The sequence below is a fragment of the Flagellimonas onchidii genome (genome assembly GCF_004804315.1).
GTDB classification, from domain to species: domain Bacteria; phylum Bacteroidota; class Bacteroidia; order Flavobacteriales; family Flavobacteriaceae; genus Flagellimonas; species Flagellimonas onchidii.
Window position 1 is genome coordinate 77504 of sequence record NZ_SRXX01000010.1, and the last position, 19293, is coordinate 96796.

Annotated in this window: 17 protein-coding genes and 1 tRNA gene; 9 read left to right on the top strand and 9 right to left on the bottom strand. The window is 39.6% G+C overall.

What is annotated here, in order from left to right:
- Nucleotides 1-3: 3 nt before the first annotated feature.
- The 7 genes from ccoG to E4661_RS11785 form a co-directional block, all read right to left on the bottom strand.
- Nucleotides 4-1413, bottom strand: a complete 1410-nt coding sequence (gene ccoG, locus E4661_RS11755) for a cytochrome c oxidase accessory protein CcoG (protein WP_136467582.1) — start codon at nt 1411-1413, stop codon at nt 4-6.
- 71 nt (nt 1414-1484) lie between these two features.
- Nucleotides 1485-2372 (bottom strand): cbb3-type cytochrome c oxidase N-terminal domain-containing protein, encoded by an 888-nt coding sequence (locus tag E4661_RS11760; protein ID WP_136467585.1) that lies wholly within the window; start codon nt 2370-2372, stop codon nt 1485-1487.
- Nucleotides 2373-2376: 4 nt separating this feature from the next.
- Nucleotides 2377-2562, bottom strand: coding sequence for a CcoQ/FixQ family Cbb3-type cytochrome c oxidase assembly chaperone (locus E4661_RS19425; RefSeq protein ID WP_136467587.1), 186 nt, complete (start codon nt 2560-2562; stop codon nt 2377-2379).
- A 103-nt stretch (nt 2563-2665) separates the two neighbouring features.
- On the bottom strand, nt 2666-4870 hold the full coding sequence (gene ccoN, locus E4661_RS11770; RefSeq protein WP_136467589.1) for a cytochrome-c oxidase, cbb3-type subunit I: 2205 nt from the start codon (nt 4868-4870) through the stop codon (nt 2666-2668).
- 2 nt (nt 4871-4872) lie between these two features.
- Nucleotides 4873-5082, bottom strand: a complete 210-nt coding sequence (gene ccoS / locus E4661_RS11775) for a cbb3-type cytochrome oxidase assembly protein CcoS (RefSeq protein WP_136467591.1) — start codon at nt 5080-5082, stop codon at nt 4873-4875.
- A gap of 59 nt (nt 5083-5141) precedes the next feature.
- Nucleotides 5142-5597 carry a hypothetical protein gene (locus E4661_RS11780; RefSeq protein ID WP_136467593.1) on the bottom strand — a complete coding sequence of 152 codons (456 nt, stop codon included), beginning with the start codon at nt 5595-5597 and terminating at the stop codon, nt 5142-5144.
- Entirely contained in the window at nt 5590-7983 is a 2394-nt protein-coding gene (locus tag E4661_RS11785; RefSeq protein ID WP_136467595.1) for a heavy metal translocating P-type ATPase, read from the bottom strand. The genes E4661_RS11780 and E4661_RS11785 overlap by 8 nt, the downstream gene beginning before the upstream one ends.
- Nucleotides 7984-8085: 102 nt before the next feature.
- On the opposite strand from E4661_RS11785, the gene E4661_RS11790 reads away from it, so the two are divergent.
- The 4 genes from E4661_RS11790 (at nt 8086) to E4661_RS11805 (ending at nt 11535) form a co-directional block, all read left to right on the top strand.
- On the top strand, nt 8086-8775 hold the full coding sequence (locus E4661_RS11790) for a Crp/Fnr family transcriptional regulator (protein WP_136467597.1): 690 nt from the start codon (nt 8086-8088) through the stop codon (nt 8773-8775).
- A gap of 62 nt (nt 8776-8837) precedes the next feature.
- Nucleotides 8838-9527 (top strand): Crp/Fnr family transcriptional regulator, encoded by a 690-nt coding sequence (locus E4661_RS11795; protein ID WP_136467599.1) that lies wholly within the window; start codon nt 8838-8840, stop codon nt 9525-9527.
- Between the two features lie 84 nt (nt 9528-9611).
- Nucleotides 9612-10514: a universal stress protein gene (locus E4661_RS11800; RefSeq protein ID WP_136467601.1), complete on the top strand. Its 903-nt coding sequence runs from the start codon at nt 9612-9614 to the stop codon at nt 10512-10514.
- Between the two features lie 85 nt (nt 10515-10599).
- Nucleotides 10600-11535: a threonine/serine dehydratase gene (locus E4661_RS11805; RefSeq protein WP_136467603.1), complete on the top strand. Its 936-nt coding sequence runs from the start codon at nt 10600-10602 to the stop codon at nt 11533-11535.
- A gap of 4 nt (nt 11536-11539) precedes the next feature.
- Here the strand turns inward: E4661_RS11805 and E4661_RS11810 are convergent, their stop codons facing one another.
- On the bottom strand, nt 11540-12643 hold the full coding sequence (locus E4661_RS11810) for a bestrophin family protein (protein WP_136467605.1): 1104 nt from the start codon (nt 12641-12643) through the stop codon (nt 11540-11542).
- A gap of 109 nt (nt 12644-12752) precedes the next feature.
- On the opposite strand from E4661_RS11810, the gene E4661_RS11815 reads away from it, so the two are divergent.
- Nucleotides 12753-13670: an AraC family transcriptional regulator gene (locus E4661_RS11815; protein WP_136467607.1), complete on the top strand. Its 918-nt coding sequence runs from the start codon at nt 12753-12755 to the stop codon at nt 13668-13670.
- 57 nt (nt 13671-13727) lie between these two features.
- On the opposite strand, the gene E4661_RS11820 is transcribed toward E4661_RS11815, so the two are convergent.
- Nucleotides 13728-13809 (bottom strand) — tRNA-Leu (locus E4661_RS11820).
- Between the two features lie 97 nt (nt 13810-13906).
- On the opposite strand from E4661_RS11820, the gene E4661_RS11825 reads away from it, so the two are divergent.
- From E4661_RS11825 to E4661_RS11840, 4 genes are all read left to right on the top strand, one after another.
- Nucleotides 13907-15295: a dipeptidase gene (locus E4661_RS11825; protein WP_136467609.1), complete on the top strand. Its 1389-nt coding sequence runs from the start codon at nt 13907-13909 to the stop codon at nt 15293-15295.
- A gap of 110 nt (nt 15296-15405) precedes the next feature.
- A complete protein-coding gene (locus E4661_RS11830; protein ID WP_136467612.1) occupies nt 15406-16290 on the top strand; it encodes a DMT family transporter in 885 nt (294 codons plus the stop codon).
- 75 nt (nt 16291-16365) lie between these two features.
- On the top strand, nt 16366-16737 hold the full coding sequence (locus tag E4661_RS11835; RefSeq protein ID WP_136467614.1) for a BlaI/MecI/CopY family transcriptional regulator: 372 nt from the start codon (nt 16366-16368) through the stop codon (nt 16735-16737).
- Complete coding sequence (locus E4661_RS11840; RefSeq protein WP_136467616.1) at nt 16734-19106, top strand: M56 family metallopeptidase; 2373 nt, start codon at nt 16734-16736, stop codon at nt 19104-19106. Before E4661_RS11835 ends, E4661_RS11840 begins: the two co-directional genes overlap by 4 nt.
- The last annotated feature ends 187 nt before the right edge of the window (nt 19107-19293 follow it).

Sequence of the window (19293 nt, forward strand, 5' to 3'; positions counted from 1 at the left end):
TTTTTAATTATAACTTCTCGGAGCCAAAAATTGGGTTACCGTAGTCTCTATAAGCTTATCACCGCTATAAACTCCGATTCTCAACTTATCTTTATCTCCAGTCAATGCCGAATTATTGATCTCTATAAACAATGTTCCTTCAGCTATTTTCTCAGCTGGGACCCTAAAGTTTTCCCCAGAAACTATCTTTATGGTTCCTTTATGGGACATAAGCTTAAAACTTACCCCATCGATATCTTTTGAGGTTTTGTTTACCAATTTATAGGTGTACACATTGCTGATAATGTTGTTTTCTTTTCGTTCGTACAACTGACCAGGAAGGCGTAATATGTTGGCCTCTACATCATTTCTCAAGAATAACATTCCTATTAAAATACCTACAAGCACAATCAAAACGGCCGTATAGCCCTTCATCCGAGCGGTAAATTTGAATTTGGATTTTTTGTTTATCTCGTCCTCGCTTGCATAACGAATCAGTCCACGAGGCTTTTTGATGCTGTCCATGATATGGTCGCACTCATCGATACATGCCGTGCAGTTTACACATTCTAGCTGGGTTCCGTTTCGAATGTCAATCCCTGTTGGACAGACATTCACGCACTGAAAACAATCTATACAATCACCATGACCTAACGCTTCGCGATCTTCATTCTTGCGAAATTTTTTGCGCCCATTTTCACCTTCTCCCCTTTTATGATCATAGGCCACAACAATGGATTTATCATCCAGAAGCACTCCTTGCAACCTTCCGTAGGGACATGCAATGATGCAGACTTGCTCCCTGAACCAAGCAAAGACAAAATAAAAGACGCCTGTAAAAATCAATAGTGGAACCATGGTGCCCAAATGAGCTGTAGGACCATCAAATATGTACCGAATGAGTTTATCACTTCCAATGAGATAGCCCAAGAAAATATTCGCAATCAAAAACGAAATGATGAAAAAGATGGTCCATTTCAACAGTCTTTTACGAATCTTTTTAGCATTCCATTCAGACTTAGCCAAACGCATCTGAGCTCCACGGTCTCCATCAATCCAAAACTCTATCCTACGAAAAACCATTTCCATAAAAATGGTTTGGGGACACATCCATCCACAAAAAATCCTTCCGTAAGCAACCGTAAACAATGCGATAAATATTACTCCAGCAATCATGGAAACCACGACCAAATGAAAATCTTGGGGCCAAAAAGGAAATCCAAAGATATTGAAGCGTCGTTCCAAAACATTGAACAACAGAAACTGGTGGCCATTGATCTTTATAAACGGAGAGGCAAATAGAAACAACAGCAGACCGTAACTCACATATTTGCGATATTTAAAAAAGCGTCCGCTTGGCTTTTTGGGAAATATCCAAGCCCTTTTGCCTTCTTCGTTAATCGTTCCTATGGAGTCCCTAAAATTCTCTTCCATTGTAATGTTTTATCAGTGCCTCCGTGCTTCGGACACCTCCTCTTTAAAAGGAGGAGGTGTTTCATTCCAACTTAATTAGCTGATTCTGAATCTACCCAAACTTCTCCTTCTGGAGCTTTGGGGTTAGCTGGTGTAGTACCCTTCAAGGTTATTATATAACTCGAAACCTGTGCGATTTCCAAAGGTTTTAAGCTTTGCTTCCAAGCAATCATTCCTTTTCCATCACGCCCACCTTCAGAAACAGTGGTAAAAATATTTTTGATTCCACCACCCAGAATCCAATGTTCATCGGTCAGGTTGGGCCCAATTCCTCCACCTCCATCTGCCATGTGACAGGCAACACAATTGGTGGTAAATATTTTTTCACCTGCAGCTAAATCGGCTGCTTCGGAAAGAAATTCAACGGTATTGGCATCGACCAGATCCTTAGCGGTCTTCTTGTATTTTTCAATGGCGATTCTCGCAGCCGCCACTTCTTGTTCATATTCTTCCGCTTGAGTATAATCCCCTGCGATGTGGAATCTAACCAAATAGATTACACTAAATACAATGGTTCCATAGAAAAGGTACACCCACCAGGGTGGTAATACATTATCCAATTCCCGGATACCATCATAATTATGGTCCATTATGATGTCTTTTTCCTGTTCAATGGCACGGCTCTTTGTCAAGTTTTGATATACACGCTTGGCCCACTTCCATTCAAGCTTCTTATTCTTTGAAGCCAAGTATTTTGCCTTACCTTCTTCAGAAAGTGTCTGAAACATCACATTTTCAATAGAATGCAATATCAGTTCTATGGCAATCAGAATCATTAAAACCAACAGCAGGAACAACTGCGTAATTGGATATTCGATAATTGCCGGTTTATCTCCAGAATCAATAAAATATTCCATCAACCCGAATATCAGGAAGAATAATACTGGAATACGTATCCACCATGGTGTTCTTGTGTTCATAATACTATAGTTTGTTGTGTTGATCGTTATCTAAAGGCAATTCTCCCATCTCTTTGATATGTGCTTTGGAGGCGGTAAAAACCCACCAAAACAGCAAAACAAAAAACACGAAGAAGATCAATAGTGATATCATCGGGTAACTAGCGATACCCTCGATACTTTCCATATGGTTTTTTACAAATTTCAACATGACATTAATTAGATTTGAGATGTCAGATTTGAGATGTCAGATAGGAAATCTTTAAAGCTTTGTTTCCCCCATCTTATTTCTTGTTTCTGTCATCTGAGTTCTTTTATTCTTTGTTTTGAGAGATTAATTCTTCTGTATTCTGAATTTTGATATCTGTACCCAATCGTTGCAGATACGCAATCAGAGATACAATTTCTCGATCGCGCATCTCTATAAAATCCTCACCATTTTCCCTTGCATATTTCTTATCTGCTTCATAAGTTCTCGCAAACTCTGGGTCTGCATACAGATTTTTCTCGATTTGCTCAGCCTGTTCTGCCATGGATTGCGGTGCATTTGCAATATCCTCATCGGTATAAGGTACTCCCAGTTTCACCATAGCTTCCATTTTGCTTTGCACATCGCTTCTATCGTGTTCATTTTGAACCAACCATTGGTAGGCCGGCATTATGGACCCTGGTGAAGTTATTTGAGGGTCATACATATGGCTTAAGTGCCAATTATCAGAATATTTTCCGCCTACACGAAGTAGGTCTGGGCCTGTACGTTTACTTCCCCAAAGGAAAGGGTGATCGTAAACGAACTCTCCAGCTTTGGCATACTCGCCGTAGCGCTCCACCTCGCTTCTAAATGGTCTGATCATCTGGGAGTGACAACCTACACATCCTTCACGTATGTAAAGGTCCCGCCCTTCCAATTCCAATGGTGTATACGGTTTTACACTAGTAATCGTAGGGATGTTAGATTTTACCAAAATCGTTGGTACAATCTGAATGATTCCCCCAATCAAAATGGCTATCGTAGCCAATATGGTCAATTGAACCGGTTTTCTTTCCAACCAATTATGGAAAGTCTCACCAGCTACACGTCTTTTTGAAACTTTGGTCAACGCTGGAGCTTCAGCCAATTCATCCTCGACCCTACTTCCTTTCTTGATGGTTACAACAACGTTATAAATCATAATCAGCATTCCCACGATGAACATAGTTCCTCCGATGGCCCTCATCCAATACATGGGAATAATTTGGGTAACGGTCTCCAAGAAGTTTCCATAAACCAAAGTTCCATCAGGATTAAATTCTTTCCACATCAATGCTTGGGTAAAACCTGCAACGTACATGGGCAATGCGTATAGTATGATTCCCAAAGTGCCTATCCAAAAGTGAAAGTTGGCCAAACTCTTTGAGTACAATGTGGTTTTGAACATTTTGGGCACTAACCAATAAATCATTCCGAAAGTCAGGAAACCATTCCACGCCAAGGCTCCTACGTGTACGTGAGCAATGATCCAGTCACTAAAGTGAGCGATGGCATTTACATTTTTCAAGGACAACATAGGACCTTCAAAAGTTGCCATACCATAGCCAGTAATAGCAACGACCATAAATTTCAATGTAGCATCGCTACGCACTTTATCCCATACCCCACGAAGTGTTAACAAACCGTTGATCATACCACCCCATGAAGGAGCTATCAACATTACTGAGAAAACAACACCTAAATTTTGCGCCCAATCTGGTAAAGAGGAATACAATAAGTGGTGCGGACCAGCCCAGATATAAATGAATATCAATGACCAAAAGTGAACAATGGACAATCTATACGAATAAATAGGTCTGTTTGCCGCTTTAGGGACAAAATAATACATCAACCCTAAGAACGGAGTTGTTAAAAAGAAGGCCACCGCGTTGTGCCCGTACCACCACTGCACCAAAGCATCTTGAACCCCTGCATAAACCGAGTAACTTTTTAATGCGGAAACCGGTAATTCCAAACTGTTGAAAATATGGAGTACGGCAACCGTCACAAAAGTGGCAAGGTAAAACCAGATAGCCACATAGAGGTGACGCTGCCTTCTTTTAAAGATGGTTCCAATGAGGTTCCAACCAAAGGCCACCCAAACAACGGCAATTGCTAAATCAATGGGCCATTCCAGTTCTGCGTATTCTTTTGAGGTCGTGTACCCTAAAGGCAAGGTAATGGCCGCAGCCACAATGATCAATTGCCATCCCCAGAAATTGAAATTGCTCAGTCCATCGCTGAACATTCTGGTTTTTAATAATCTCTGGGTCGAGTAATACACCCCAGCAAAAATTGCATTTCCGACAAAGGCAAAAATCACCGCATTGGTATGAAGGGGACGTAACCGTCCAAAACTCAACCAAGAAATGCCGTCTGTTAGGTTCGGAAACAAAAACATGAAGGCCAATAGCAGGCCTATCAGCATTCCGACAACGCCCCACAGCATGGTGGCGTATAAAAACTTTTGTACGATTTTGTTATCGTATCTAAATTGTTGTATTTCCATATTTATTGGTTTGTACTTTTAGGTTGTTCGATTTCTTTGTTCTCTGAAATGCCACTATCCACATCTGGCAATAATTCATCTTCAAAAAGCATTCTTACCGAAGGGGTATAGGCATCATCGTATTGTCCATTCTTTACCGAAAGGACAAAGGCTGCAAAAAAGACAATTGCAACACTTATGCTTATTGCCAACAACACATAAATAACACTCATACCTATTCTAATCTGAGGGTAAAACTACTTTGATGGTTTCTTGAAAAAAATGACATATATCAGCTTTTATTTTTAATTATCCCTGTTGCCAAAGGTCGCTTCTGAATCAAGGTCAAAAGTGCCGCTACTATGATTACATTCTTCCCTATATACTGTCCCAAAAGTGTAGGCACCAAAGGTGGTTCTTGAAAAGATTCGGAAGGAAACAATAGCAAGGGAGCAAATGTCAAGGCCATGTGAAAAAGTGCAATTATTATTGTTTGTCTTCTCCAGATATTCATGAGCAAGCAAACGCCTATACCCACTTCCATAATCGCCAATAAGACAATGGAAAGTGAATCGGGTAAAAATCCAAAAGTCAATTCGTGAATGGTATTTTTGGCCAATCCTTCTGCCGGGCTGAGGCTTGGGAAGAACTTAAGTGTCCCAAACCATATGTACACCAAGCCTATACTTATTGCCAATACATTTGGTTCTACTTTTTCCTTAATGTGTTCGAGTTTAGTCTTAATCATTATTGTTTTGAGTTGAGTTGAGTTTTTTTCCAAGCAAATTGGTCATCAGCGTAGTGAACACCACAATACTAATGGAGCTCAAAGGCATCAAAATAGCAGCCACAACGGGCTGTAACTGACCGGTAACCGCAAAGCATAACCCAACAAGGTTATAGCAGAGTGAAAGGATAAAGCTCATTTTGATGATTTTGATGGCCTTTTGGGAGAGCTTCATAAATGTGGGGAGTTTGATAAAGTTTGAAGCATCCAGAATACCATCACATGCAGGAGAAAACACATTAATGTCTTCCGATATGGCAATACCGACATCGCTTTGCGCCAAAGCTCCGGCATCATTTAAACCATCACCAACCATTAGCACCGTATTGGTTTCCTGAAGTCGTGCAATGTACTCTAGCTTATCTTTAGGCTTCTGATCAAATAGCAGTCTTATTTTTCCTGGCAGAAGAGACTGCAGTCTTTTTTTCTCACCGTCGTTGTCCCCAGATAGAATTCCAATGTCCATGGATTTCCCTAGCTCAACAAACAGGTCCTCTGCACCTTCGCGGTATTTATTCTTAAAAACAAATCGACCTTTAAAATCCTCATCTGCACTGATATAGACCGATGTATTTGTATGGGAGGCTACGGTTTTTTCTCCCACATAGGCAGCAGAACCTACTTTAATGCTGTGTTCTTTGCTCCTACCTTCAATACCCAAACCTGTATGTTCCTGAAATTCATCCAATATTTCAATGTCATTTGACTTAAGAATGTTATATAAGGATCTACTTAGAGGGTGGTTGGAAGCTCGTAATGTGGTTTTTAACAAGGCCGTCTCTTCATCGGTCAATTCTATTCCCTCGTAACTCACCACATCTTTATTTGAAGTGGTAATAGTTCCCGTTTTGTCAAAAATGGCCGTATCGACCTTGGCCAGTCTTTCTATGACATTGGCATTCTTTAGATAGAATCCATATTTACCGTAAATCCGGAGCATGTTTCCCAGCGTGAAGGGAGCCGCAAGTGCAATGGCGCATGGACAGGCAATAATCAATACTGCGGTAAACACATTGAGCACCATATTAGGTTGATGGAACAACCAAAATACACTCGCTACAAGGGCAATACTCAAAACTGCCATTGTAAAACGTCTTCCGATACCATCGGTCAATGATTGAAAATCGGATACTTTGTCTTTCTGAAATACCGAATTTCCCCATAGTTCGGTCAGATAACTTTGTGATACAGATTTTAAAACCTCTACCTCAAGAACTCCTGAAAGCTGTTTGCCACCAGCAAAAAGTTTGTCTCCTGATTCCTTAAAAATGGCTTGGGATTCACCAGTAACAAAACTGTAATCGATTTCGGCATCACCCTTCATCAAAATACAATCAACCGGAATGATTTCTTGGTTACGAACCAATAAACGGTCACCCTTTTTTACTTTGTAAACCTGTACATTTTCTTCTTTACCATTGGTGTTCAAGCGAGTCACCGCAATGGGAAAATAGGATTTATAATCCCTCTCAAAAGAAAGAAAGGAATAGGTTTTTTGCTGAAAGTACTTTCCAAGCAAAAGAAAAAACACCAACCCGGTCAAACTATCAAAAAAACCAGAGCCCAAATCAAAAACAATATCCACGGTACTCCTCAAAAACAAAGTCAGCACACCTAATGCAATGGGTACATCAATATTCAAAAGTTTGGACCGAAGTCCTTTTATGGCAGACTTAAAATAATCCTGTGCAGCATAAAACACCACGGGAAGGGAAAATGCAAACATCAACCATCGAAACACAAGTTTGTATTGATCCAACCAAAATTCCTCTACCTCAAAATACTCGGGAAAAGACAGCAGCATTACATTTCCAAAAGCAAAACCGGCAACGCCTAGTTTATAAATTAACGACCTGTCTTTCTTTTGATTCTTTTTATTGAATTCTTCCAAAGAAATGTACGGTTCATAACCGATGCTACTTAAAAGCATGACCAAAGCCTTCAATGAAAAATCGTTCACATCATAAGTGACCCGAATGGTCTTCTTTGGAAAATCTACCTGCGAATTTTTAATGGCCGGATGCAATCGGTTCAGGTTTTCCAAAACCCAAATACACGAACTACAATGTATGGTAGGTATGCTCAGACCAACCACCTGGATACCTTCCTCATCAAACTCTACCAACTGCTTTACAATCTCCTCATTTTCGAGAAAATCATACTTTTTCGGAATCTCATTCGGTGATGTTCCTGCGTTCGCCTCCAAATCGTAGAATTTGGAAAGTCCATTGGAAGTAAAGATCTCATAAACCGTTTTACATCCATTACAACAAAACGCTTTGTCATCAAAAAGAACTTTTGTCCGATTGCAATCATCACCACAATGATAACACTTTGAAGCAATCATACACATTTGCATTTATACCTAATGCAAAGGTGAGGGCTACCATCGTTAAAAAACATGATATTTGTCAGGTTTTAAATAGTTCACTGCCAGTATCTTTGTCTTATGGGAAAGTGTACTGAAATACAGGCACATCAACTTCGGAACTTTAAATCCCTTTCCAAAAAGGCACTCGACAAAGTCGTAAAAACTTCCGAGCAACTTTTTTTGCCCAAAGGCTCCATAGTTTTTGAAGAAAACCAACACCTCAACAGACTGTATTGTATTAAAGAGGGTGCTTGTAAGTTTAGTACGCTAGATAATTTAGGTCAAGAGCACATACTGCGCTTTTTGGGGGAAGGCGAAGTCATGGGAAAACGTTCGCTTGTGTCCAACAAAGGTGCAAAAGTATCTGCAACCACTTTGACAGATACTGTTCTTTGCAGTTTTGACAAAAACGAAATATTGCAAAACTTAAAAACAAATGCGGATTTCTGCAATGACTTGCTGAACGCTTTTGTAGAAGACATTAGTATAAATGAGCATACTAGGATTATTTTTTGCACGCACAATGGTATCAAGAAACGTTTGGCCAGTTTACTTTTATACCTAGCGGACAAATTTGGTCAAGAACCTAACGGCAAGTTATTCATAAGATTAAAAAGAGAGGATATGGCTGCAGTATTGGGAACATCACAGGAGTATGTCGTTAATCTATTGACCTATTTTAAACGTAAAAAGCTCATAAAAATAGAACGAAGTGAGGTTTTCATCGTTTCGAAAAGGGGGTTAAATGAAATGATTTTAAAAAATTAAAAAATTGCAGTTTTTCTTATTGAAATATGGAGTAATTTTAAACGTCAGGTAAATTTTTAGTCATGGAAAGCAGGTGTGAAAATTGTATAATACGGCAGTTCAATTCGTTACGAGCCATGAACAAGGAAGAATTGAAGAAGGTCTCCGATACAAAAACTACAAAAAAGATAAAAAAAGGAGAGTCCCTTTTTGAAGAAGGTGATAAGTTAAATGGTGTCTACTGCGTTCGAAATGGAGTTTCCAAACTTTCGAAGTTAAGCGCCAACGGAAAAGACCAAATCGTAAAGCTGGCGACCAAAGGGGAAGTTATCGGGCAGCGCTCCGTAATTTCCGAAGAATCTACCAATCTTTCTGCTGTTGCAGTAAATGATATGGAGGTATGTTTTATCCCCAAGGAAAGCATTGTGCACACCCTGCAAAAAAATCCAAACTTTACTTTGGAAGTACTCCGCCACATGGCCCACGACCTTAAGGAGGCGGACGATGTAATCGTAAACATTTCGCAAAAAACCGTAAAACAGCGCGTTGCCGAAGCCATTTTATACCTTAAAAACAATTTTGGCGAAGATGATGAAGGCTTTTTGGCGCTTACCCTGTCCAGAGAAGACATTTCCAATGTAGTTGGAACGGCCACAGAATCCGCAATCCGAATTATCTCAGAGTTCAAGAAAAAGGGATTGATTCATACCTCGGGCAAAAGAATCGGCATCAAAGATGAGCGCAAACTCACCGAAATGGTAGAGGGTTTCTGAGGTTGAAAATTCGAAAACTGACATTTGTCATAGTATTCCCTATTACATCGATCTAATTTTATTCCATCTTTATTTTTTGATGGAATGGAAAAAGTTCTAATACCTACCGATTTTTCAGAGAATGCATGGAATGCCATTGACTATGCCATGCAACTGTTCCGAACCAGGCGATGTACCTTTTATTTGCTCAACACGTATACGCCAGTAATTCCCAGTAGTCGTTTTATGGCTAAAATGATTGATGGTGTGCGCATTGTTGATGCCGTCAGAAATTCGTCCGAAGAAGGATTACAAAAAACTGTGAGCCAAATAAAGAAAAAGTACCGCAATCCCAATCACGAATTCAAAATGATTTCCTCATTTAATTTATTGGTTGACGAAATTATGGACATTGTTGATTCAGAAGGCATTCAACTGATTGTTACCGGCACTAAGGGAGCTTCAGGTATTGATGAAGTTTTTATGGGAAGTAATACGGTTCGGATCATTAAGAACGCTAAAAAATGTCCGGTCTTGGCCATTCCACAGCATTTTGAGTTCATAACTCCTTCAGAAGTTGCCTTTGCAACGGATTTTAACCGCTTCTATACTTCATCAGAATTGAATCCACTGCTGGAACTGGCCCAAATGTTTCAGGCCACCATTCGAATTGTTCATGTTCAATATGGTATCAAAGCGCTTTCCGAACTGCAACAGTTCAACCTTAACATGTTAAGACGATACTTAAACGGCACCGAACATTATGTGCATACGGTTTCTGAGTTAAACTCAGTTTCGCAAACCTTGGAAGTATTTGCCAAAGAGCTAGACATACATTTACTGGCATTGCTCAATTACCAGCACAGCTATATGGAGAAAATGACCCGGGAACCGATTGTTAAGCGCACTGCATTCCATACCCAAATTCCTTTATTGGTTATACCCGAACTGGGCATGGAAGGAGCTTCCAACAGTGTTGGGGCACAACAGAACTCAGTTGTCCATTAATTTACAGAGAGTGCTCTTTTAGGATCCAAACAAAATCCTGTAATCCTGCTTATCTTTATGTATTGTTCTAACATAAAGAACCCTAATGGACAAAAAAGAACTCATTGATTGTCATGAACGTATAAAGCCGTTCATCCATAATACCCAAGTGTTTACTTCTACGCTGATTAATGAACTTTTGGAGGCCGAGGTATATTTTAAGTGCGAAAACTTTCAAAAAATGGGAGCATTTAAAATGAGAGGGGCCACCAACGCCATTATGCAACTTTCCCAAGCGCAACGAGAAAATGGAGTGGTCACACATTCCTCTGGCAATTTCGCCCAAGCACTTTCTTTAGCAGCACAAAGTTTGGGAGTTAAAGCTTTTATAGTGATGCCCAAAAGTGCTCCGCAGGTTAAAAAAAATGCTGTGAAAGGATATGGTGGTATCATCACAGAATGTGAATCTACCCTAGAAGCAAGGGAAAGCACCACAAAAGAAATTGAGCAACGTGAAGGAGCAACCTTTATCCACCCTTCAAATGATGATGACGTCATTTTGGGACAGGGAACAGCCTGTAAGGAGTTATTGGAGCACCATCCTAATCTGGATTTTGTATTCACCCCGGTAGGTGGAGGCGGGCTTATTGCCGGAACGGCCTTGGCAGTACATTATTTTGGAAAAAATTGTAAAACCATAGGTGGTGAACCTCTTGAAGTGGACGATGCCTACCGCTCCTTAAAAAGTGGGAAAATTGAAACCAACACGTCAACAAATACCATTGCCGATGGGCTCAAAACCCAATTGGGGGATAGAAATTTTCCAATCATCCTCAATCATGTGGACAAAATCATCCGCGTTTCCGAAACGGAAATCGTAGATGCCATGCAACTAATATGGGAACGCCTAAAAATTGTTTGCGAACCTTCCAGTGCCGTTGCTCTTGCCGCTTTAATCAGAGACAAAGAGCACTTTAAGGAGAAAAAAATCGGAGTTATTCTTTCTGGCGGAAATGTAGATTTAGAGAATTTGCCTTTTTAACAGGTCACATCACAATGTCGTTCTTCCATTGGTATGGAGCCGGAATATTCTCATCATCAATTAATTGTCGGATATCAATTTCAATCCCTCGACTTAAATCCGTAATAGGTACGTCATTCGGACCTCCTTCAAATGGATTCTCGGTATTCTCCCCTATCGCTTCCATGGTATGAAAAACCCATGCTACCAAAGCGCTAAAAGGAATCGAAAACCAAACAAAGTGCTTCCCAATGAAAAGCTGAAGGTTTTGTGTAAACTCAAAATAAGCTGGGTTCGCTTGCAAATAATCCACCACTTTATAGCCAATAACCTCAAACCCTTCCATAATTCCGAAGGGCACTAAAAGGATAAAGATCCAAACAAAAACATAGTTTAATGTGGCAAATTGGCGTGGGTATGGAAAATTCTTGATACGTTCACTTTTTCCCTGAAGGGTATAGAACTCAGTGAGCATCGACATCATTTCCATATGTCGGAAGTCTTCGATAAGTCCTTCGTTCATCAATTCACCCAAACACTTGGATTGAATGCCCAACAATTGGGAAGCTTGGTTTCCTTTGGCAAAAACCTCATCCATTTCTTGTTTCGAAATATATGGAGATATTGCCTCCTCAATAGGTACGGTGTCTTCGTAAACCGTGTATTGGGTCGCTCTAAACTCACGGTTCGATTTTGAGCTTTTCAGGTGCATTTCCCAAGGTTTGTCCTTACGCAATTGGTATCGAAGTGCTGTCAACCAAGCTACGTGACGGTGAACCAATTCCCTCTTAATTTTCTTTAGTTCTTCATTATCCTTTGAACTTTTGGCATGCGTAGTGGTTATAAAATCCTTTACCATGATGGTCCATGAACGGGATGCATTTACAATACCTCCCCATATTTTTCGAGCCTCCCACAAACGGTCATAAGAGGCATTGTTCTTAAAACTGACAATAAAAGCAACGGCAGTACCCAAAGCCCCTAAAGGAAGCCATGGCACATGTAGCCATTTCCATCGGAGTATATCAAATAAAAAAACCGGTATAGCACCCAATAATAGAAAAAGGAAAATATGTCTTCGTGTCCATCGAATAACTCCCTTTATCGGGAATATGCGTCTTGTGTACATAGGCTGTGAGCTGTATTGTTGGTTCTTCTAAAAATAGGGAATTTCTAGAAGATTTTGTAAAGCGGAAAAATTGATTTCATGTATTTTTATACCAACTCTTCATTTATAAATGACTTCAAACAATACCAATATACAAGCGGATTACACAACTAGAATTAATCGGGTTTTTGAATATATCGATGAAAATCTGGATACTGAACTTTCCCTTAACACCATTGCAGAGATTGCCTTTTTCTCTCCGTTTCATTTTCATCGGGTTTTTAAGTTTATCACTAATGAAACGTTGAATCAGTATGTGACAAGACGACGGATTGAAAAATCAGCTTTGGATTTGTTGCACAAGAACATTCCAGTAACTGAAATATCGCTTAAGCATGGTTTTGGTGATATTTCTTCGTTTTCTAGAGCTTTTAAAAAGTTCTATGGAGTCAGTCCAACCGAATTTCAAAGACAGAACCCTAACCGATTTAGCAAGATTCGTCAACTGGAAAGCAAGATTGGTCAACCCTATCCTGAGCTTGAAAAATACATTTGTGTCATTGATAATCTAAAAAATTGGATAAAAATGAACGCAACAATCGAAGTTAAACAGATACCTAAAATGGAGTTGGCGTATGTTTCAACCATCGGCCCTCAAAATCTGGGTGGAGCTTTTCAGAAATTGATACTATGGGCAACCCCTAAAGGACTCATGAGCGAGCAAACCAAAATGGCCACTGTCTATTTTGACAGCTTTAAAGTCACCGAACCTGACAAAGTCAGAATGAATGCCTGCATATTATTGAATGAAGAAGTCGAAGTCGAAGGAAAAATTGGGTTAACTACCATTGAAGCACAAAAATGCATCGTCGGAAGTTTTGAAATTAGTCTACATGAGTTCGAAAAATCTTGGACAGGTCTTTTTGTATGGATGAATGAAAACGGGTATAAAAAAGCGGAAAACAATCCGTTTGAGATTTACCACAACAATTTCAACGAGCATCCCGAAAGAAAAGCCATTGTTGATTTTTGCATTCCGGTTGAATAGCACCTCCAAAAAAAGACAACAAAAAAGCCGAGAAATATCTCGGCTTTTTCTTTGCTGTGCGGGTGAAGGGAGTCGAACCCCCACGCCTTGCGGCACTAGATCCTAAGTCTAGCGTGTCTACCAATTCCACCACACCCGCAAAAAGGTGTGCAAATATAAATCAATTTTCCGATTCGGAAAGACACTCTATTTAAAAACTTGTTTTTTGTACTTTTAGTGTCCTTTTAATCGATTACATGGAACAAATAAAAGACTACATCAATACCCATAAAGACCGATTTATTTCTGAATTGGTCGAACTCTTAAAAATACCATCAATTAGTGCGGACACTGCCTTTTCTCAAGATGTTTTGGAAACGGCGAGAGCAGTTGAAAAATCCTTGGTTGAAGCAGGTTGTGAGAATACCGAGATTTGCGACACCAAAGGCTATCCCGTTGTTTATGGGGAAAAAATCGTAGACCCCAATCTCCCCACTATTTTGGTCTATGGCCATTACGATGTGCAACCCCCTGACCCTATGGAACTTTGGGAATCGCCTCCCTTTGAGCCTATCATCAAAAAAACCGAATTACATCCCGAAGGGGCCATTTTTGCCCGCGGGTCTTGTGATGACAAAGGCCAGATGTTTATGCATGTAAAGGCTGTGGAGTTCATGATCAAGAACAACCAATTGCCTTGCAACGTCAAATTTATGATCGAAGGCGAGGAAGAAGTGGGCAGCGATAGTTTGGCCGATTTTCTGGAAGAACACAAAGAAAAATTGTCCAACGACATAATCTTGATATCCGATACGGGCATGATGGCCAACGACGTACCTTCCATTACCACTGGACTTCGAGGATTAAGCTATGTTGAAGTAGAGGTTACCGGCCCAAACCGTGATCTTCATTCCGGAATTTATGGTGGTGCCGTGCCCAATCCCATCAACATCTTGAGCAAAATGATTGCTTCGCTTCACGATGAGAACAATCATATCACCATTCCCGGTTTTTATGATAAGGTGGAAACGGTTTCTGATGAGGAAAGAGCCGAAATGGCTAAAGCTCCTTTTAGCCTTGATGCATACAAGCAAGCGTTGGACATTTATGATGTATATGGTGAAAAAGGTTATACCACATCTGAACGATACTCCATTCGTCCGACCTTGGATGTCAATGGAATTTGGGGTGGCTATACCGGCGAAGGTGCCAAAACCGTAATAGCCAGTAAAGCCTATGCCAAAATATCCATGCGTTTGGTCCCGGATCAAGATCCGGAAGAAATCACTGAATTGTTCACCAAGCATTTCGAATCCATTGCGCCAAAAAGCGTTAAGGTGAAAGTCACTCCCCATCATGGCGGATTGGCCTATGTGACCAAAACGGACAGCATCGGGTACAAAGCAGCCTCCAAAGCATACGAAACCACTTTTGGAAAGACACCGATTCCGGAACGAACCGGAGGAAGTATTCCCATTGTGGCCCTTTTTGAGCAAGTCTTGCAAAGCAAGACCATTTTAATGGGCTTTGGTTTGGATAGTGATGCCATCCACTCCCCTAACGAACATTTTGGGGTGTGGAACTACTTAAAGGGCATCGAAACCATTCCATATTTTTATAAATACTATACTGAATTATCAAAATAAGGGTGTTGCCCCTCCGGTTCAAAATTGAACCGGAGGGGCCGCGCTATCCGCTTCTAGTTTTGGCTCAAAGCTTGCGCTCGCCAAAAGCTAACCGCTAGTATCGCTAACACATGAGCAACCAACACCACAACCACCTTGTTTATCTACTTTTAGCAACCCTTTTCATCAGCACATCGGGTGCTTTGGGAAAGTTTATAGACATGCCCGTTCCAGTGACGAATTGGTGGCGTTCTTTTTTGGCCTTGTTTGTATTGTACGCATTTTGCAGATATAAAAAGATTCCCTATCACTTAAAATCAAAAAAGAACATTGTTCCTTTTGTACTCAGTGCCTTGTTCATGGCGGGGCATTGGATAACCTATTTCTATGCTTTAAAATTCTCTAATGTTGCCTTGGGAATGCTTTCATTATTTACCTATCCTATCATAACCGCATTCTTGGAGCCTTTGTTCATAAGAACAAAATTCGACCCGATTTATATTCTGCTAGGGGCTTTGGCTCTTTTGGGCATTTACATCCTAGCTCCCGAATTTGACTTGGAAAGCACTATGTTCCAAGGTATCTTTTTCGGGTTGATATCAGCGTTGTTCTATGCCTTAAGAAACATCATTTCAAAAAAGTTGATTTCCGAGCATCACTACAATGCAACGGCCATTATGTTATATCAAATTGGTATTGTGACCATTGTGCTCACTCCTACTTTATTTTTTATGGACACCTCAAACATTACAACACAGTATCCCTATATTATTCTTTTGGCCATTATTACCACAGCGGTTGGCCATACCTTGTTGGTAAACAGCTTAAAACATTTTACAGTAAGCACGGCTAGTATCATTAGTAGCGTACAACCCGTTTTGGGCATTATTATCGCCTTCATTTTCTTAAAGGAAATTCCCAGTTGGAACACATTTTGGGGCGGAATGATTATTCTTTCAACAGTAGTTATTGAAAGTATTCGAAATCAAAATAAAGCCAAAAGCAATCAAAATTAGACTTAAACAACCTCACATTTGTAGAATTAATATTTTTATTCTATGTTTGTAGAGTTAATTCTAAATCCATAGAACATGTCATTGTCAAAATCCGAAGAAGAATTGATGAACATCATCTGGAAACAGAAGAAAGCTTTTATGAAAGACCTTTTGGATGCGTTTCCCGAACCTAAACCTGCTACCACGACCATAGCCACACTTTTAAAAAGAATGATAGACAAGGGTTATGTGAGCTATAAAAGCTTTGGACGTTCCAGGGAGTATTACCCATTGATCAAAAAGCAGGATTACTTCTCCAAACAGGTAAAGGGGTTGATCAAAAACTTCTTCAATGACAGTCCTGGGCAATTTGCTTCATTTTTTACCCAAGCTACCGACCTTAGCAAAGATGAGCTGGAGGAGCTTAGAAAAATTATCGATTCCGAAATCAAAAAGAAAAAGTCATGATGGAATATCTTCTAAAGTCCACCGCATGTTTGACCATCTTGCTTTTGTTCTATAAAATCTTCCTTGAGCGGGAGAACATGCACGTTTTTAAACGGTTTTTTCTAATAGCTGCTTTGTTGGTTTCCCTGACCTTTCCCCAGATAATATTTACAACCTATGTGGAAACACAATCAGTGATTTCAGTACCGATAGAGCCCGTTGCCTTTACTTCTAATTTTGTGGAAACTACCATGCCCTCAGAAGAACCGTTTGACCCAAAACCACTGTTATGGATCATTTATTTTATAGGCGTTTTGTTCTTTACGTTTAGATTTTTTCATGGCTTGTTCAAAATTTCAAAAAGAATACGTCTAGGTCTCAAATTGCCTGAAAATTTGTCCATCAAAGTCCTTCACAACGAAAGTTTAGTACCCCATACCTTTTTTAAGTTCATTTTCTTGAATCGAAAACAGTATGAAGCAAAGCAGATTCCCAACGAAGTGCTTTTGCACGAAGAAGCCCATGTGCGCCAAAAACATAGCATCGATATAATTTTGATTGAGCTGCTACAAATTATCTTTTGGTTCAACCCTCTATGGTGTTGGGCAAAGCATCTGATCAAGACCAATCACGAATTTCTGGCTGATCAATCGGTCACCCATCAAACAAAGAATATCACCCATTACCAACATCTGCTTTTATACTTTGCCGATAATGCAAAACAACAATCGCTTGCGCATTCTATCAATTATTCATCCATAGAAAAAAGACTTTTAGCCATGAAAAAAATAACATCAAAATCAAAACAAATTCTATTAAGCCTATGTGTTCTTCCGCTATTTGCCTTACTGATTTATAGTTTTAGCACCACGGAAACAGTAGAAAGAGTTGAAACCTCAGGAGCACTATTGCAAAAAGTGGTTGAGCAACAAGAAACCAAAAAAGAAGGGATTTCTGAAGCGATGATACAGGAATACCGTGATTTGGTCAAAGCAACCAAAAATTCCAAGGACGGAATAATCATACGCATGGGAGATTATGAAAGAGCCAGTGCAATTTATGGGTTGATGTCAGATGTACAAAGAGCATCTGTAGAAAAATATCCAGAGCCTCCAATGGTAAATTTAGGCAAAACCCAGAAAAAAAGTCCAACAGCAGTCGAATTTGAATCATGGAAAGATGAAACCAAGTTTGCCATTTGGATAAATAGCAAGCATGTTCCAAATTCAGCATTGGACAAGTATTCCATTGATGATATTGTCCATTATTCAGGGAGTTTTGTCCATAACAATGCGCGAAGCGAAAAGTTTCCACAAGAATATCAGTTTCATTTGTTTACCGAAAAAGGGTTTGAGCATACTTATGAAAAAGCCAATGTAAATGAATATAGTCGTTTGGCTAAAATCTATACTGACCAAATTGAAGTGTATTTAAAAAACAAAAGCGAAGCAAGTTATGCTGAACTGCGCATTGCCTACACACTTGCTCATAAAGCTTACAATAAATTGACACAAGATGAGATTAAAAAGTATGGGGTAAAAGAAATTCCGCCATTGCCAACTTCCAACAAATCGGCAAACCTAAAAAAACAACGTGACATTAAAAAAGTAAAGGGTTCCACGACACCACAAATTATTTACACTGCCCGAAATATTGAAATCGAAATTCTTGACGAAGACACCTACCGTGTCAATCAGACAAAAATCGACAAAAACCAATTATTATCCACTGTAAATCAATTACATCAGGACATTACTCCAGAAATACGAAACAACATCCTCAACATTCATGTAAGTTCACCAAATGAGGTATCCAATGCTGATGTTTGGTTTATTTACAACTCTCTTTGGGATTATGGCTTTTATCGTATTGTTGCGCCCAATCAAGAAGTAAACCGATATAAAGGAAATACTCCAATGATTGATGAGGTGGCCCATACTATCCAAAAAAAACTAAAAGCAAATATTACACCTAACCCTCAAGTGAAATCTTCTGTAGGGTCCAAAATAAATTTTCTGATCCATGCGGAAAAACTGGGTGCAATGTTCACCCATATCGATGCTTCTTACCAGCACTCCCTATATCATTCCAATATATCCTTGAACGAAGCCATTGAACTGGTCAAAAATGATACAAAAATGCAACTATACCCTAAAAATGACCGTTATGGGACATTTGTTCTTTTATCCAATAATATTGAAAACAATATTCCTAAACTAACCTCAAATAACAAGGTCAAACATTTTAGAGCCTTGAATGTAATTGGTGCCAGATATTACTTAAACAACATTGAAGTCACTTTGAAGGAAGCCATAAGGTTTGTAAGGAAAAACCAAAATGTCATGGTAACATCGACCATAAACCCACCCGTGGTTAAAATTGAAAAATAGTATCTTCTCCTTTTGGAACAAATGCTATCTAAAACCTTCATTTTGAAGATTTTTTGTAACAAATTGTTGGAAATTGCGTTCTATAGTCATTGTCCGTTCGAGCGCAGTCGAGAACCAATGACCTCTCGACTGCTCCTTCGACACTTTGCCTTGCTCAATACAGGCAAGCTCAGGATGACAAAGAGAA

Coding starts and splice junctions, on each gene's coding strand:
- E4661_RS11810 (WP_136467605.1), bottom strand. CDS start 12,643: ATGTACACAAGACGCATATTCCCGATAAAGGGAGTTATTCGATGGACA.
- E4661_RS11780 (WP_136467593.1), bottom strand. CDS start 5,597: ATGATTAAGACTAAACTCGAACACATTAAGGAAAAAGTAGAACCAAAT.
- ccoS (WP_136467591.1), bottom strand. CDS start 5,082: ATGAGTGTTATTTATGTGTTGTTGGCAATAAGCATAAGTGTTGCAATT.
- ccoN (WP_136467589.1), bottom strand. CDS start 4,870: ATGGAAATACAACAATTTAGATACGATAACAAAATCGTACAAAAGTTT.
- E4661_RS11795 (WP_136467599.1), top strand. CDS start 8,838: ATGGAAAGCAGGTGTGAAAATTGTATAATACGGCAGTTCAATTCGTTA.
- E4661_RS11840 (WP_136467616.1), top strand. CDS start 16,734: ATGATGGAATATCTTCTAAAGTCCACCGCATGTTTGACCATCTTGCTT.
- E4661_RS11800 (WP_136467601.1), top strand. CDS start 9,612: ATGGAAAAAGTTCTAATACCTACCGATTTTTCAGAGAATGCATGGAAT.
- E4661_RS11835 (WP_136467614.1), top strand. CDS start 16,366: ATGTCATTGTCAAAATCCGAAGAAGAATTGATGAACATCATCTGGAAA.
- E4661_RS19425 (WP_136467587.1), bottom strand. CDS start 2,562: ATGTTGAAATTTGTAAAAAACCATATGGAAAGTATCGAGGGTATCGCT.
- ccoG (WP_136467582.1), bottom strand. CDS start 1,413: ATGGAAGAGAATTTTAGGGACTCCATAGGAACGATTAACGAAGAAGGC.
- E4661_RS11790 (WP_136467597.1), top strand. CDS start 8,086: ATGGGAAAGTGTACTGAAATACAGGCACATCAACTTCGGAACTTTAAA.
- E4661_RS11785 (WP_136467595.1), bottom strand. CDS start 7,983: ATGATTGCTTCAAAGTGTTATCATTGTGGTGATGATTGCAATCGGACA.
- E4661_RS11825 (WP_136467609.1), top strand. CDS start 13,907: ATGGAACAAATAAAAGACTACATCAATACCCATAAAGACCGATTTATT.
- E4661_RS11815 (WP_136467607.1), top strand. CDS start 12,753: ATGACTTCAAACAATACCAATATACAAGCGGATTACACAACTAGAATT.
- E4661_RS11830 (WP_136467612.1), top strand. CDS start 15,406: ATGAGCAACCAACACCACAACCACCTTGTTTATCTACTTTTAGCAACC.
- E4661_RS11760 (WP_136467585.1), bottom strand. CDS start 2,372: ATGAACACAAGAACACCATGGTGGATACGTATTCCAGTATTATTCTTC.
- E4661_RS11805 (WP_136467603.1), top strand. CDS start 10,600: ATGGACAAAAAAGAACTCATTGATTGTCATGAACGTATAAAGCCGTTC.